Below are 14129 nucleotides of genomic sequence, written 5' to 3'. Positions count from 1 at the left end.
ACCGGGCTGCCGTCGTTCTTCATCGGATAACCTTCGTGCTTCGGCAACAGCGCCGGGTTTGCGGAGGCCATCGAACACAGAAACAATACACCTGCAAGGGTCGCGACGCTGCCGATCACGAGTTTCATACCCCTACTCCTTTGAAAGAATGTGAAAGTATGGTGGTCGAGTATATAGACGTTAAAAGCCTTAAGAGTGCCGGAATATTAGCTGCCCGAAGAAGCCGTGTCAAGAATAAAGGGGGGAGGAGCGGCCGGGCGTGGGGGGCTCCTTTGCTCGCGCAACGCGCGGCCTCGGAAGGCCCTCGTTGGACGCGCGCATGAGGAGCCGCACCACGCCCGCCCTTTGATGGCAATGAGTGATGCGTGCTCGGCCGATGCGCGCAGTTGGACGGCCTCGATAACCACCCGCAGGTATGTGGGCGATTGGTTCGGAAAAGCGCGGTCTGAGAAGGCTTTTGTTGGATGCGCGCAGTCGCAGGCTCCCGTCGCCCGTCCTTAGGAATGTGGAGTGTGATGGCATGCTTGGCGGAGGCGCAGTCGGCTAGACTGAGGACATGGCTTGATGTCAGGACAAGGATGTACCGAAAGGATTGGTTTCGAAGGGCAATCCTCTCGCCGGATCCTCAGAAGCAGAAGAGGACCTATGATGCGGCGGTGGGGCGGCGCGGCGGACGGCGTCCGCGCCCTCGATAGCGGTGTGCAGGCCCCCGGCTGACACCGGGCAGGCGAATCGTGACGGTCGTTCCTTCGCCGGGTGTGCCGGAAATCCCGATACTGCCCTGATGCTCCTCGACGATCTTTTTGACCGTGGCGAGACCGAGGCCGGTGCCGGAGCGCTTTGTCGTAAAGAACGGCTCGAAGACTTTATCGACATGTTCAGGCGGGATCGGCGCTCCGTTGTTCTTGATCAAGATCTGAACTTCCAGGTGTTTGCCGGCCCGTTGGTTACTCATGGTGATCGTCAACATGCCGCCCGGAGTCATGGCCTCGATTGCATTTTTGAAGATGCTCAGGAAGACCTGTTGCATCTTGGCTTCATCGGTGCGCACCGGCGCGAGGATGCCCGGGTACTCCTTGATGACTTGGATACGGGTGGCTTCCAGTTCCGTGGCAACCACGGTGAGGGCATTTTCGACCATTTCGGGGACGCGGCAGAGTCGGCGATTGAGGTCCAATGGCTTGGCAAAGTCGAGGATCTCATTGAGAATCGCCTCGATGCGAATGAGGTCGCGCATGGCGTTCTCGACGCGCGTCTGCGGGTCGAAATCGAGAATGCCTTCTGCGGTGACTTCTTCCAGTTGTGCGCGAATTGAGCCCAGCGGTTCGCGGATTTCGGTGGCGAGAAAGGCGCTGAATTCTCCGATGGCGGCCTGCCGTTCCTGCTTCCGAATCACCGGTTCAGCAGAAATCAGCGCAGCGGAGCCTGCCTCGGCATCGGGTGCGCCTTCAGCCTTGACGGTGCCGGCTGCCGGTGTGGGCGCAGCCTGGAGCAATTCGACCAACTTCAGATGAATCGGCTCGAGGAGGCGGGCATCGGTCGCAGCATAGCGATCGGCCTCCTTGGAGGCGAGCGTGATGGTGCCGCCGACTTGGCCACGCAGGAAAAAGGGCAGGACCAAGGACGACAGGAACCGGTCCTTATACAGATGCTTGTGATCGAGGAATCGCCCTTGGGTTGAGGCCAAGTCATGGTCGACCCGGGGTTTTCGATGGCGCACCACCCATCCAGCGGCGGACGCATCGAGCGCCAGGCGCTGGCCGGCCTTCAAATCTTTTTTCTGATCTTTGGGATCGGTCTTCTGTTCTCCGGCGATACCGAGCACCTCGACATTGCCGGCGAGTGGGTCGTAGGCGCCGATCCAGGCGCGGTCGAACGCCAGGGTTTGGTTCAGCTCATTGAGGAACGCGACAATTTTGCTTTGAATCTCCGGTGTCGCATGCGAGGTCGGTTGGTTGTACGCATCCGGGGCTGCCACGACCGGCTGCGGTTCTTGGACCACGAGCGGGCGGCTGAGCAGGACATTCAGATCAAAGAGGTTGTCCCGTTCCAGTGCTTTGGTAATGTCGTCGCTGGTTTGCTCCAGCATGGTCTTCTCTTTTTTCGCAAACACCGCGTTGTCCTTCCGGCCAATGACGAGGAAGCCGTAGGTGCGGTTGCGGTGGCGCAGCGGGACCCCGAGTAAGGATTTGGCGCCCGGTGTGATCAGACGGAGACGCAGGGTGCGCGAGGCCTCAGGGTCGCTCCCTGCCGGAATGGCGGTCAGCACCTTCTGCGAGGAGAGTGTGCGGGCGATGGATTGGACGTCACGCGGTGTGAACCCTCGATGGACCTGCGTGCTGAGCGGTCCTTGCTCCTGGTGGAAAATGGCGACCAGGGCGGCGTCGGCCGGCAATCCGTTGAGCACGGAGGTCAAGGTGCGTTGAAGATGGGTTTCGGCGGCGGCTTTGGCTGATTCGGCTGAGGGGCTCATCGACCTCTATGCATGATGCCGGCGGATCGACAGGGGGAGATCAATGGTTGATCGATGCGCATCGCACCGATCGTGAGCGATGACCCGCTGCAGATTCGAAGCATGGTGCTGGTTATAGGTGGTGCGCTCTCCGCGATGAAGATCGAGCGTCGGGGCGCATTGTAACAGTCGGACCAGAGTAACTCAAGAAATGCCGCATCCCGCGTCCGACCTTCTTGCCCGGCCGGCTAGTCGGGGTTGATGATGGTCGGGGGGCGATGTGGACGATGGCTCGTCTCCACGCGGCTGTGCTCTACGACCAGCAGCATGTTGAGGAGGCTGCTGACCAGGCTGATGACGAGGGCGCCCCAGAAGGATGCGCCGAAGCCCGTCACCGAAAATCCTTTCACGAGAGCCGCCGTCACCTGCAGCAGGAGGGCATTGATGACGACCATAAACAGCCCGAGCGACACCACGATGAGCGGCAGCGCCAGGAGATACAGCAGCGGCCGGATGAGGGTATTCAGCAGCGTGAGGACCAACACGGCGGCCACGCCGGCACCGAGGGTGTCCGATTCGATGCCGGGCACGATGGTCACAGCCAGGAACACGGCCAGGCCCATGATGAGCACCCGTGTCACCAGTGGACGAAGCCCATCGCCGCCCGGTCCACCGTCTCGGCTCTGTGAAAGTTGAACGACGCGCATGGAGCCTTATTGGGCCGCCTTCGGCTGCGAATCGGAATAGTGGACTTCCGTGGCCGTCAGACCGTCGGCCCCCTTCTCCGCTTCGACCACTACCCGGTCGCCGACTTGCGGCGGGCTTTTTGGCCGGCGAAGGTTGCGGACCTTGTACTGAGTTTTGTCGGTGAGGCGAACCGACACCACCTGGCCTTTGGGCGTTTTGACCTCGATGTGTGTGGCGTCAATGGCCGCGACGACGCCAAGCACATGTTGGCCGCTGCCATGAGCGGCGACGAAAGCTGGGGCGCTGAGAAAGAGTAGTGCGGCAAACATCAGTCGAAGCAATGTCACGGGGAGCGTCCTTTCGTTGGTCCATTAGTGGCGGTGTGCGCCGGTCGCGCCGGATGCGGCGGTATCGTCTCCGCTCAGGAACTGGTCGATCAGCGATTCCTCTTGTAACTCTTTCTTCGTCTTGGGATTCAGCGACGCCATTTCCTGCAGCTCTTCCTCGGTAATGCTGGGCAGGTGACGAATGAGATGCACGAGCTCCCAGCTCCCGCTGTCCTTCGCGGGATCGCCGGTGCCCCAGCCGGGCATGGCGGTGAAGCGAATGCCGTTCTGAATGATGAAGAACAGCTCGCCGTCCGACATTGTCTGCGTATCGGGGAGCCGGAGGTCCGGTGCCTTCGGGTACACATTCTTCCCGATCACGGTGTCCCCGTTGCCATTGTTCGCGTGGCAGGAGGCGCAGTGGTCGGCAAAGTGGGCGCGAGCGTTCTTCAGTAGCTCCTGGGTCAGCGGCAGCGGATTGCGGAGTCGCCGATTCTCATAGGGAATCGCCAAATGGCGGACCTGTCTGGCAATCAAGACTTCCAACTCGTTCGGTTCGGCCTTGGCACTGAATCCTGTCGTATACGATTGGTACCCGAACCACCCGGCAAGTCCTAGGGCGGCCAGAAATCCAAGCATCAGCAGCACGCAGATTTTTTTCATCCGTGGCAAACCTCACAGGCGGCGCGCAGGCCGTCCTTTCACTATACAGATTCACTGGAATGAATGCCAATTGCAGCGGGCGGTTTGAGGTGAAGGCCGCGCGTGCTCAGCGTGTTGCCGGTGCAGGCGTGAGTAGGCGGAGCAGCAGGATGGCCGTGACCGGCACGTACATCAGGAGCCCGGTCGTGCCCTGGAGCGATTCACCGATCCAGAAGGTGACTGCCAGGTTGAAGATCAGCACGCCATAATAGAGGCCGGTTCCCAGGAGGAGTCTGTGCGTCGTCGAAGGTGTATGCGGCGGGAGCGGATCGGCAAGTCGTCGGTCGAGGGGAAAGTAGAGCAGGAGTGAAATCGATCCAACCACCGCCCAGCCGACATAGTTGGCCATGGGTACGCCGTAGTGCACGCCGGGGTCGGGATAGTAATAGATCTTGCCGAGAAACCACCGGTCGCCGCGAAGCGCCACGGGATCGATCACCATGTCGATGAACGCAAAGAACAGCACGGTCAGGATGAACACCGGCCGGGAGGTTCGCTCAGCGGGTGCGAAGGAGAGGCCGAGCAGGCCTGAATGGCGGATCCCGGCTTGTACGGGCAGGAGCAACAGGAGCGCGAGGCAATAGCTGGCGAACAAGAGGAACGAAAACGAGATCGAATCCATGAAGGGAATATTCGAAATGTAGAGTTCCTGGCCGACCGTAGATCCATTGTAATGGTACCAACCGAACGGAATACCGTTGCGTGTTGAAGAATATTCGCAAACGAAGGCCGTTAGCCAGCTGATGAGCCAGAACCGCCACGTCCGCGGCCAGCCGATCAGGGCGATGGCTGAAACCAGAAAGGCTCCTAGGAAGGCGAAGACATAGGGGCGGAAGAGGACGGTCTTTGCAAAAAGAAGAAGGAGTTCCATCGGGTACGTTGAGGATGCTCGAACAGGTCTTCTAGCAAGGCCGTGGGCGCCGGTAAGACCTGAGGCGTACCCTTTGGGGGTACGTGACGGATCTTGCCGCGCCGAGCACGCAGCAGAAGGCCGTTTTCAGCATCCGATTAAGCATAGCCGTGCTCGCGAAACCACCGCACCGCCTTTTCCAGCGCGACCTCGACCGGCGTTTGGGGCAGGCCGAGTTCGCGGATGGCTTTTGAACAATCATAGTGCATCTTGTACTTGGCCATCTTCACCCCCTCGAGCGGAATACGTGGCGGGATGCCGGTCAGGTTCGAGATCCAGTGATTCGCATAGGCTAGCGGCAGGATGGCCAGACGCGGCAGCTTGACGGAGGGCGCTTTCACCCCCGTAAGCCGACTGAGGATCTGAAAGACCTCATTCAACAAAAGATTTGTATTGCCGAGAATGTAGCGTTCGCCCTGGCGGCCCTTCTGCATGGCCAAGAGGTGACCTTGGGCCACGTCATCCACATCGATCAGGTTCATGCCCGTTTCGATATAGGCGGGCATCCGGCCCTTCATGAAATCCACGATGATCTGGCCGGTGGGGGTCGGCTTCACGTCCGCGGCCCCGACTGGTGCGCTCGGGTTGACGATGACGACCGGCAGGCCTTCGCGCGCCAGTTTCAGCACTTCCTGCTCGGCAAGATATTTGGACCGTTTGTAATGTCCCGCCATGTGTTCCAGCGAGACCGGCGTCTCCTCGGTACCTAGTCCTCCGCCCGGCGGCAATCCGATCGCGCCGATCGTACTGCAATAGACGCTGCGCTCCACCCCGACCTCGCGCGCCGCTTCAAGAATGTTTCTCGTGCCGGTGACATTGATGTCGTAGAAGATCGAGGGATCTTTGGCCCAGAGCGCGTAATGGGCTGCCACATGATAGAGTTGCCGGCAGCCGTGCAGGGCCTGGCGGAGGGAGTCGCGGTCGCGGAGGTCTCCATGCACCTGTTCGACCGGCAACCCGGCCAGGTTTTGCAGATCGGCGCCTGTGCGCGTGAGGACGCGGACTTTTGCACCGGCGTGGACCAGCGCACGCGCCACGGCCCCGCCGACAAACCCGGTTGCTCCGGTGACGAGCACATTCATGCCTGAATTTCCGTGACGTGCACAACGTGAAGGGTGAAACGTGGGTGACGGGAGATGATCGCGTGATCGAAGAAATTGCGTTTCACGTCTGACGTTTCACGCCTCAGGTCAGTTCTTTCGCGAGGTGATGTAGCGCGCAATATCGCGAAGCGGATCGGCGGCGGCACCGAAGGCATTCAGCCGGCCGATCGCGCGGGTGACGCAGTCTTCCGCCAATTGACGTGCGCCGTCGACGCCATAAAATGTGGGGTAGGTTTTCTTGCCACGCTCCGCATCGGTGTTCGGATTCTTGCCCAATTCCTCGCGCGTGCCCGTCACGTTCAGCACGTCGTCGGCGATTTGGAAGGCGAGCCCGATGTCCTCGGCGTAGCCGGTGAGGTCGTCGAGTTGCCGATCGGAGGCGCCCGCAGCAATGGCTCCCATGCGGACAGCGGCCCGGATCAGCATGCCGGTCTTGTGTTTATGAATGTTTTGCAACGTGGGCAGGTCGATATCCTGGTTCTCGGCCTGAATGTCGAAGACCTGGCCGCCGACCATGCCCATGTTGCCGGAACCGTAGGCCAATTCCCGGATGATGCGTACCTGTCGAGAGGGTTCGCAGCCCTTCATCAGGTCGGGCCGGCTGATCAGGTCGAAGGCCATGGTCAACAGCGCGTCGCCGGCCAAAATCGCCATCGCCTCGCCATACACCTTATGGTTAGTCGGTTTGCCGCGGCGAAAGTCGTCGTTGTCCATCGACGGCAAGTCGTCGTGGATCAGGGAATAGGTATGGATGAACTCCAGTGAACAGGCGACGGCCATCAAGCCGGGCGGCGTCGTTCCCACCGCTTCGGCCGCCGCGATCGTTAAGATCGGACGGACCCGTTTACCGCCTGCCATCAAGCTATACCGCATGCTCTCGTGGAGCGTTGTGGGCGGGGTGGCAGCCGGAGGGCTGACCTCATCCAGAAATCGGTCCACTGCCAGCCGGGTGTGTTCGAGATAGTCCTTAATGTTCATGGGTAGATAGGGCGTCGATCAGGAATGGTGTCGAACCGCGCGGAGAGTAGCAAATGGGTTGAAGGAGTGTCAATTGAGTGGGGCCTCATCGGTCTCCTGTGCTCGCGGAACACGCCGCTCAGAAGGACCTCGTTTAATACAAGGAGAGGGACCGCCTGGTGGCTCCCTCCCGTTCCCCCTTCTTGTTTTTGAACCGAGCCTCCCGCTATACTGCGCCCCCATGAGTATCCGAAAAGCCGGTGGTGACTGGGAGCCGATGTTGCTGGGGATTGAGCCCCGGATCTGCAAGGTCTGTCAGCAAGGGCTCTACCGCGATAAGACGATGTTCCGTGGCGGCTGGTCGCGCTGTACCGTGTGTGATGAATTCGTCCATTATAGTTGCCTCGCGAGCGGGAAAGTCAGTTTCCTCAAGCAACGCCCCCGGATCTGTAAGAGCTGTCGGACTGCGGAGGAGCAGGCGAGGCAGGCCGTCCCGTCCAGCCAACCCGCGCCCGTCGGGTCATGACGCTCCTTCTGGATCCCCAGCAGCGCTCGACCAGGCCGGCCTGGCACGTCTTCTTTTCCCACACGCTTCGGTATGTCCTGGCACCGCTACTGTTCGTCTCCAGTGGATTTTTCACGGCGAATTTCATTGTGAGCGGCCATTACACCTGGCCCCGCACCAGCCGCGTGTTTGTCTTGACCCTGACGTTACTGATTCTCGCCTACGAGTTCATTTACAAGGATCGCACCATTCAGTCGAGCACCCCCGATCGGGCATTCAATGCCGTGCTGTATTCCTGTATGATCCCCTATGCCCTCGGTGTGCTGATGATGCTGGCGTTGGCCAAATTGTGACAGGACGTTGAACACGACCGCCCGCGTTGTTCCCGCCTCTTTGCATCGCTGCGGCCTTGTTGGGCAGTCCTTTTGAATATCTTGTCGATCATGTTTTGAAGAAACATCCGACACCTCGCATCTCCTGCTTCTTCAATAGGTGACTATGGCACAGCGGTTTCAAAGCGGTGCATTCGTCCAGCAGTGTTTTGCCGTCCATCCGTTGTGTCTCTCCCTGAAGCGTATCGATGAGCAGGGGCGTCTCGTGGTCGCCTGCACCTCTTGCCGCATGATGCATCTCATGACGGTCGGCGAGGTGGTGGGGCGGGTGGCGGCTGTGCCGCTCGGCGGTGAACTGGAGACTCCCAAGGTGATGCCGACCGCGAGAGAATCGCTGGAAAGCTGTCTCCGTGCGCATCCGGTGTCGGTAACGATTCGGGAGTTGGATGTGATCCGCGACACGGTCGGGTTGCGTTGCGGCGAGTGCCGACGCATGTTCGATCTGCAGGTTTCGGCGTTTGAGTCCCACCAGAAATCTTAGCCGGATGCTGAAACGGTCCGCCAGCTGCGTTCTCGCCTCGACAAGATCCTCAAGGTACCCAGAGGGTACGCCTCCGGTCTTGTCGTCGTCTGCGGCCTTGCTGGACGATCCGGTTGAGCATCCGCTGAATCCAATCAACGTCATGGTCCCTCAATCGATGAGCCGGCATGTCTCTCTCTTTGCATGAACGGTCTCTGACACCCGCCGAACTCGCGTTGGTTGCGGATGGAGAACTGTTTCGCTCCAAGGAACGGATCATCCTCAAGGTGCGCGATTTGCTTGCCGAGCTCCGGACCGGGCTGGAGGAAGACTTGGCGCGAACGACGTTGTTGCTTCCGCCCGGGTTTGATCCGGCCAAATCGCAGTCCGTGAAGGGCGAACACCTCGAACAGTGCCCCTATCAGTATCTGGACTATCCGAAACATTTTCTGGGCGACGACAAGTTCACGTTTCGAACCCTGTGTTGGTGGGGCCATCACCTGGTATTTGCGATGATCGTCGAGGGTGGGCAGGTGAAGCAGTGTAAAAAGAACTTCGTCGACCGCTTTCACCAGCTGGCCGGTCATGGGCTGGAACTGTCCTTGGTGCCCACGCTGTGGGAATGGAAGCGAGGCGAAGGTTACACGCTGCCGATTACCCATGACCGGAAGGCCCAATTGGCCGCTGTGCTCTCCGGACGAGCCTGGTTCAAAATAGCCCGGTTCGTGCCGCTGGACTCCTCCGCCTTGCGTGACGGGCGCCTTGCGGAACTCGGGCGGGAGACCTTCAGGAGCCTCCTTCCCCTCCTGACACCCTGAGCCATCGGCCAGTCCGGACTTCGACCAGGGAGCCGCCCTCGGCTATCTGCCATTTTCCTGTAAAAATGGGCGCCTTCCCGTTTGTTATCCGGCTGCGACTTGGGTAGACTGGGCGCGTTTTGGTACGGCCACATACTGACAGGGAGGCATGTGTGATTGCACAGGGATGTCGAATCGCGGGTCAATGGTGTCTGGCGGTGGGCTTGGCGGTGCTCTGGGGCTGTGCTGGAACCGGAGAGATGGTATCAGTCAATGTGCAACCGCAACAACCGTTCGTGCAGAGCGGGCAGCCCGAGCCCTTGAAAATCGTGATTGAACCGTTCGAAGATTTGCGCGGGGACCGGTCGAAGATCGGGCAACGTACCCACCTGGGCGGCGGCGTGACCAATTTCAACGTCAGCGGCGGATCACCCGGCGTGACGGTCGCCGAAGCCTTGGCCGAAGCCTTGCGGTGGCGCGGGTGGAATCGCCGGGGTTGGGATGCCCGCGTCGTGCAGTCGGGCGTCGGGGTGTCAGGCGCGGATATTGTGATCGGCGGAGAAATTGTGAATTTTTCGGCAAATGCCAAGAGCCGTGTATTCAATACCAAATTGACAGGCGAAAGCCGACTGGTCGTCAAGGTGAAGAACGCCGCAGACGACAGCACCACACAGCGGAACATTCAGGGCGAACAGACCAAACTGGTGTTCTGGTTTACCAGCGAAGATGTCGAAACCCTCATGTCCGGCCTCTTGCAGGACGGCATCGAGCGGTTCATTGCCGATACCAAAATCGAGGGCCGCGCGCTGAAGTCCGTCAAGTGAGGTATCCCCGGTTCCAGAGCCGCGCGCAGCCTGCGGAGGCACGTCGTGCGTGAACGGCGATGGGAAACCCCCGGCCGGCTGACCTTTCAAGAAGTGCTGGCGGTCGGGGAACGTCTGGCCGCCCTCGGGCTGAAACCGGCGCATCCTGCCAAAGATGTCATTTGCTACGTGGAGGATTGGGCGGTCGAGTCTCCCGAGGCTATCGACCTGCTCGATCATTGGGCCACGGAAGATGTGACGCTGGTGCACATTCGCGAGGCCTGGAAGGGCGACTTTTTTCTCCTGGCGGGCGGGTACCACACCGTCTATCAGCGCTATCAGGACGTCGGCACCTATTGCTCGGTCAGCCATCCCTGGCGTACCAAACCGGGCCTCCGATTCCATCATCCCGTCTCCATGTTCTGGTTGGGGTTCCGGCACAACCACGCCTTCATTCGCGTGCGTCTCCAGACCCAAGAGGTGGTGACGCCAGGGGAGACGCGTGAGGATGCCCGGCGGACCGACTGGATCGACGAGCGGCGGGCCATCTTTCTCGATGCCATTGCCACGCTGGATCTTCCGGTGGAAACCTCGGTCGACAAAGACAACCTGGTCCTGACCCCGTCGGATCCGGCGACCCCGTTTTTCTGTTCCTGGCCGGATGCCTTCGGGCCCTGCCAGTTCGAATACAACTCCCTGGATGCCTATGAGTTTCTGGTGCCGGCCAGCCGATTGGCTGCGACGTTTGCGCCGCAAGCGGCCTCGGTGCGTGCCTACCTCACAGGATTTTCCGACCAGGCGCTCGAGGCCTTTGCCGCCGTGCAACTAGGCGCCCGGCCGGTCTACCGCTGCTCCGTACATTGCGCGCTGGGTGAGTTGCCGGAAGTGTTGGCAACCATCGAGCCACAGGGCCGTCTCTACAGTACTCTTTGTGAGTTCCAGACTCAGGAATTGATGCCCGAGGGAGAGGATGCCTCGGCCATTATCGGGATTGTGGGCACGGCCGGAGGGTTTCAACTCGAGGTCCGGCTCAACCGCGCTCCTCTGCCCGAGGAACACATGGCCGGATGGTTGGAGCGATTGTTGGGCATGCCGGTGGTGTATGCGCCGCTCCCTCCGTTTATGTAATTCCTTGGTAGTGTCTCAGTTTAGAAATGAAAACAGAGGTACACGGGTTTCTTTATGGAGGACGAACGAGATCATGATGCACTCACTACTCATTGGCTTAATGGCACTGCTCCTTACCGGCTGCACGATCCTCTCGCCACAAGAAGAAGCGCACTACCGCTCGCGGGTCTATGATCTGAGCCAGCCCGTCGTCTTTGACGCCGTCAAGGCTCAGATGATCGATTATACGATGGCGCTCGCGACGGTCGATCCGGCCAAAGGCCTCCTCAAAAGTCAGCCGAGCGGCGTCGGCCATAGCGCCGCGCTTGCCGGCGGCACCGTCGGCTATCAGCTCACGGTGCAGGTCGAGCCAGTCACCGAGTCCTCTGCGCGCGTCACGCCGGCATGGGCCATGAATGTCTCGTCAGAAGCCTTCAGGCCGAATCTCGTGGCGATTCCCATCGAGCACCGGCCGATCCTCTACGTCGATTTCTTCGATGCCCTCGACACCCGACTGGGCCTCAACACCGCTGCACGATAGGGTCGACTCAAAAGCGCAGACGTCTGCCCTCTGTTATTCAACGGACCCACTACTAATTTCGCTCTTCGTTTGACAATCGCCTGCGTCTCCTGAAATCTAGCGCATGGTCTCATTGCAGCGTTTCCAGTCGGTCTTGGGTAAGCCCTACCTGCCGCCGCTGTTTTTCTTCAGCGGGGTGACGTATGACACGCTGGTGCTGACCCGCATCGACCGGCTACGCGACAACTTGTTGCTGCTAGCCTATCTGACGCTGTTGGGCTTTCTGATCGTCCTGACCGGCCGTTTGGGAACTCAGGAAGCCACGCTTGACGATCTTCCGCCTGATGCGCCGTTCTTCATGAAATGGGTGGTGCAGGCCAAGCCCTATGCCCCGATGGCCATTCAGTTCCTGCTGGGCGGTCTCTTCAGCGCCTACGCGATCTTTTATTCCAGAAGCGCGACCTTCGCAGGAACGGCGGTGTTTTTCTGTATTCTTGTGGCGTTTCTCGTGGCGAATGAATTCCTCCGCAGCCGGTTAACGAATGTTCAGTTGCTGGTGAGCCTCTACGCCCTCGTCTGTTTCGCGTTCTTTACCTTCTTCTTTCCGGTCATGACCGGCTGGATGAATGCGGTGATCTTTCTGACCGGAGCTGCGGTGACGGTGCTGGTCGTCCTGCGGGTCGTGCAGTTGATCTATTGGAACAACGCCGATCGAACGAGGCGCGAGGCGATGTGGGCGGCTGCGCCGGCTCTTGGCCTGATTGCGCTGCTGGTCGGATTCTATTTCCTGAACTGGATTCCTCCGGTGCCGCTCTCCTTGAAGCATGGCGGCATGTATCACGAAGTGAAACGCTCGGGGGACCGGTACGAATTGAGTTTTGAGAAATCATGGTACGAAGTGTGGAAGGTGTCGGACAATGTGATCCCGGCCGACGATCCTGTCTATTGTTTCACGGCGGTGTTTGCGCCCGTGGCGCTGAAGACCACGATTTATCATCATTGGTATTACCGGCCCGATGCCGGTCAGCCCTTCACAGACGCTGATCGCATTCCGCTCAAGATTTCCGGTGGGCGAGAGGGCGGCTACCGCGCCTACACGTTCAAAGAGGGCCTCGATCCGGGCGATTGGCGGGTCGATGTGGAAGCGGAAGACGGGCGTGTCATCGGCCGGGTAGCGGTCAAGGTATTAAACAAGACGGCGGTCGGGCCGCTGTCTTTGACGACGGTGGTGTACTAACTAGGGTGAAACGTTTGAAGCGACTCGAATTCCCTCAGCAGCGCATCTCGTATACGTGGTCATTATTATTCGAAGTGCTTACGTTGCCTGTTAGGAATGGATTGTGAAAGAGACTGGAATCATCTGGCTCGGGTTGTCGTCGCTATGCTTCCTGGGGGCGATTTGGAGTTTGTAATGGATGTACTCGTCCGCCAGTCTGAACTGCATCGTGTGCGATTGTCGGTACACGGTCTTTCATGACAACGTCCGTTGTAGGCAACCGGTCATCGCTCAAGTCTTGTGGTTCTCTTGGTAGGCGTGGCTCTGGTGTTCTTCTGCCTTGGGATTCGCGTTCTTCGCAAAGTGAAGTAATAGTGAAAGGTTATGCCTAGTTTCCAATGTTGTTTTGAGAAAGATCGCATCACTCCAATCGTGTTTGTAGGGTCCGCTAGCCTTGCAATGAGGATCTCGTCGTTCTCGTGACTCATCAGGAAACAAAGGACAACCGTCACGACTTGGTGTAAGATTTAGCAGTAGAAGTGAGGAAGAATATGCCATGAGTGAGATAGAGCAGCTTGAGAAGACGGTCTTGAATCTTTCCCCCAAGGATCTGGCTCAGTTCCGGGCGTGGTTTTTTGAGTTCGATGCTCGCGTGTGGGATGAGCAGATCGCCTCTGATCTGAAGGCAGGGAAACTGAATAGCCTGTTGGCTGAGGGCCGTGCCGAGTACGAGCAAGGGAAGACTCGTCCTCTTTGAAGCACACTGCGACCTCACGATTCTAGATTGCGTATCAGTCGCTTCCAGAGGATATCCGCTCCCTCGCCGACAAGAACTTCCAACTGCTTCAGTCGAATCCCCGCCATCCGTCACTTCATCTCAAGCGCAGAGGAACGCTCTGGTCAGCAAGAGTTGGCGATCACTATCGGGCACTTGGGTTCGATATTCCAGATGGCATCAACTGGTTCTGGATTGGGACACACGGAGAATACGACAAATTGATCGGGACTTGACCTCAACCTGATTCCGGTCCTCCTAAGGTTTCTGGTGGACTCTATGCGATCAGAAGAGGAGAAGCGATATGGTGATGGGAAGGAATTGGCTGAAACTCATGGCGGTGGTTATTTGGGCGTTGTGCCTGTGGCCTCATCCGGCGTTGGCCGATGAGCCGAAACCGTCTGGCCTTCATTGGCT

General features: G+C 59.2%; 15 protein-coding genes. 8 read left to right on the top strand and 7 right to left on the bottom strand.

From position 1 onward, the window contains the following. Nucleotides 1–643: 643 nt before the first annotated feature. The 7 genes from JNL86_16005 to JNL86_15975 form a co-directional block, all read right to left on the bottom strand. On the bottom strand, nucleotides 644–2473 hold the full coding sequence (locus tag JNL86_16005) for a GAF domain-containing protein (protein MBL8044412.1): 1830 nt from the start codon (nucleotides 2471–2473) through the stop codon (nucleotides 644–646). 227 nt (nucleotides 2474–2700) lie between these two features. After that, on the bottom strand, nucleotides 2701–3159 hold the full coding sequence (locus tag JNL86_16000) for a phage holin family protein (protein ID MBL8044411.1): 459 nt from the start codon (nucleotides 3157–3159) through the stop codon (nucleotides 2701–2703). A 6-nt stretch (nucleotides 3160–3165) separates the two neighbouring features. After that, entirely contained in the window at nucleotides 3166–3486 is a 321-nt protein-coding gene (locus JNL86_15995; GenBank protein ID MBL8044410.1) for a hypothetical protein, read from the bottom strand. A gap of 24 nt (nucleotides 3487–3510) precedes the next feature. Continuing rightward, entirely contained in the window at nucleotides 3511–4128 is a 618-nt protein-coding gene (locus JNL86_15990) for a c-type cytochrome (GenBank protein MBL8044409.1), read from the bottom strand. Nucleotides 4129–4234: 106 nt separating this feature from the next. Next, nucleotides 4235–5038, bottom strand: a complete 804-nt coding sequence (locus JNL86_15985; protein MBL8044408.1) for a carotenoid biosynthesis protein — start codon at nucleotides 5036–5038, stop codon at nucleotides 4235–4237. Nucleotides 5039–5175: 137 nt separating this feature from the next. Continuing rightward, a complete protein-coding gene (locus JNL86_15980; protein MBL8044407.1) occupies nucleotides 5176–6159 on the bottom strand; it encodes an NAD-dependent epimerase/dehydratase family protein in 984 nt (327 codons plus the stop codon). 108 nt (nucleotides 6160–6267) lie between these two features. Next, the gene (locus tag JNL86_15975; protein MBL8044406.1) at nucleotides 6268–7158 is read right to left on the bottom strand and encodes a polyprenyl synthetase family protein; all 891 of its coding nucleotides are present in this window, start codon (nucleotides 7156–7158) and stop codon (nucleotides 6268–6270) included. A 501-nt stretch (nucleotides 7159–7659) separates the two neighbouring features. On the opposite strand from JNL86_15975, the gene JNL86_15970 reads away from it, so the two are divergent. From JNL86_15970 to JNL86_15935, 8 genes are all read left to right on the top strand, one after another. Next, on the top strand, nucleotides 7660–7995 hold the full coding sequence (locus JNL86_15970) for a hypothetical protein (GenBank protein MBL8044405.1): 336 nt from the start codon (nucleotides 7660–7662) through the stop codon (nucleotides 7993–7995). 145 nt (nucleotides 7996–8140) lie between these two features. Beyond that, nucleotides 8141–8515, top strand: a complete 375-nt coding sequence (locus tag JNL86_15965) for a hypothetical protein (protein ID MBL8044404.1) — start codon at nucleotides 8141–8143, stop codon at nucleotides 8513–8515. A 167-nt stretch (nucleotides 8516–8682) separates the two neighbouring features. Further along, nucleotides 8683–9312: a hypothetical protein gene (locus tag JNL86_15960; protein ID MBL8044403.1), complete on the top strand. Its 630-nt coding sequence runs from the start codon at nucleotides 8683–8685 to the stop codon at nucleotides 9310–9312. A gap of 152 nt (nucleotides 9313–9464) precedes the next feature. Further along, complete coding sequence (locus JNL86_15955) at nucleotides 9465–10115, top strand: hypothetical protein (protein ID MBL8044402.1); 651 nt, start codon at nucleotides 9465–9467, stop codon at nucleotides 10113–10115. A 45-nt stretch (nucleotides 10116–10160) separates the two neighbouring features. Then, nucleotides 10161–11222, top strand: coding sequence for a hypothetical protein (locus JNL86_15950; GenBank protein MBL8044401.1), 1062 nt, complete (start codon nucleotides 10161–10163; stop codon nucleotides 11220–11222). 73 nt (nucleotides 11223–11295) lie between these two features. Continuing rightward, complete coding sequence (locus tag JNL86_15945) at nucleotides 11296–11742, top strand: hypothetical protein (protein MBL8044400.1); 447 nt, start codon at nucleotides 11296–11298, stop codon at nucleotides 11740–11742. A 103-nt stretch (nucleotides 11743–11845) separates the two neighbouring features. Continuing rightward, the gene (locus tag JNL86_15940; protein MBL8044399.1) at nucleotides 11846–12958 is read left to right on the top strand and encodes a DUF2914 domain-containing protein; all 1113 of its coding nucleotides are present in this window, start codon (nucleotides 11846–11848) and stop codon (nucleotides 12956–12958) included. Between the two features lie 535 nt (nucleotides 12959–13493). Beyond that, nucleotides 13494–13694 (top strand): hypothetical protein, encoded by a 201-nt coding sequence (locus JNL86_15935; GenBank protein ID MBL8044398.1) that lies wholly within the window; start codon nucleotides 13494–13496, stop codon nucleotides 13692–13694. Nucleotides 13695–14129 lie beyond the last annotated feature (435 nt).

Source organism: Nitrospira sp. (assembly GCA_016788885.1).
Classification (GTDB): Bacteria; Nitrospirota; Nitrospiria; order Nitrospirales; family Nitrospiraceae; genus Nitrospira_A.
The sequence above is the reverse complement of the archived record's forward strand: the minus strand, read 5'-3'. Positions and strand labels throughout refer to the sequence as shown.

Bases quoted from the DNA above. Each gene is read 5' to 3' on its own strand.
- JNL86_15935 (MBL8044398.1), top strand. From the start codon at position 13,494: ATGAGTGAGATAGAGCAGCTTGAGAAGACGGTCTTGAATCTTTCCCCC.
- JNL86_15990 (MBL8044409.1), bottom strand. From the start codon at position 4,128: ATGAAAAAAATCTGCGTGCTGCTGATGCTTGGATTTCTGGCCGCCCTA.
- JNL86_15980 (MBL8044407.1), bottom strand. From the start codon at position 6,159: ATGAATGTGCTCGTCACCGGAGCAACCGGGTTTGTCGGCGGGGCCGTG.
- JNL86_15985 (MBL8044408.1), bottom strand. From the start codon at position 5,038: ATGGAACTCCTTCTTCTTTTTGCAAAGACCGTCCTCTTCCGCCCCTAT.
- JNL86_15970 (MBL8044405.1), top strand. From the start codon at position 7,660: ATGACGCTCCTTCTGGATCCCCAGCAGCGCTCGACCAGGCCGGCCTGG.
- JNL86_15975 (MBL8044406.1), bottom strand. From the start codon at position 7,158: ATGAACATTAAGGACTATCTCGAACACACCCGGCTGGCAGTGGACCGA.
- JNL86_15945 (MBL8044400.1), top strand. From the start codon at position 11,296: ATGATGCACTCACTACTCATTGGCTTAATGGCACTGCTCCTTACCGGC.
- JNL86_15965 (MBL8044404.1), top strand. From the start codon at position 8,141: ATGGCACAGCGGTTTCAAAGCGGTGCATTCGTCCAGCAGTGTTTTGCC.
- JNL86_15940 (MBL8044399.1), top strand. From the start codon at position 11,846: ATGGTCTCATTGCAGCGTTTCCAGTCGGTCTTGGGTAAGCCCTACCTG.
- JNL86_16000 (MBL8044411.1), bottom strand. From the start codon at position 3,159: ATGCGCGTCGTTCAACTTTCACAGAGCCGAGACGGTGGACCGGGCGGC.
- JNL86_16005 (MBL8044412.1), bottom strand. From the start codon at position 2,473: ATGAGCCCCTCAGCCGAATCAGCCAAAGCCGCCGCCGAAACCCATCTT.
- JNL86_15960 (MBL8044403.1), top strand. From the start codon at position 8,683: ATGTCTCTCTCTTTGCATGAACGGTCTCTGACACCCGCCGAACTCGCG.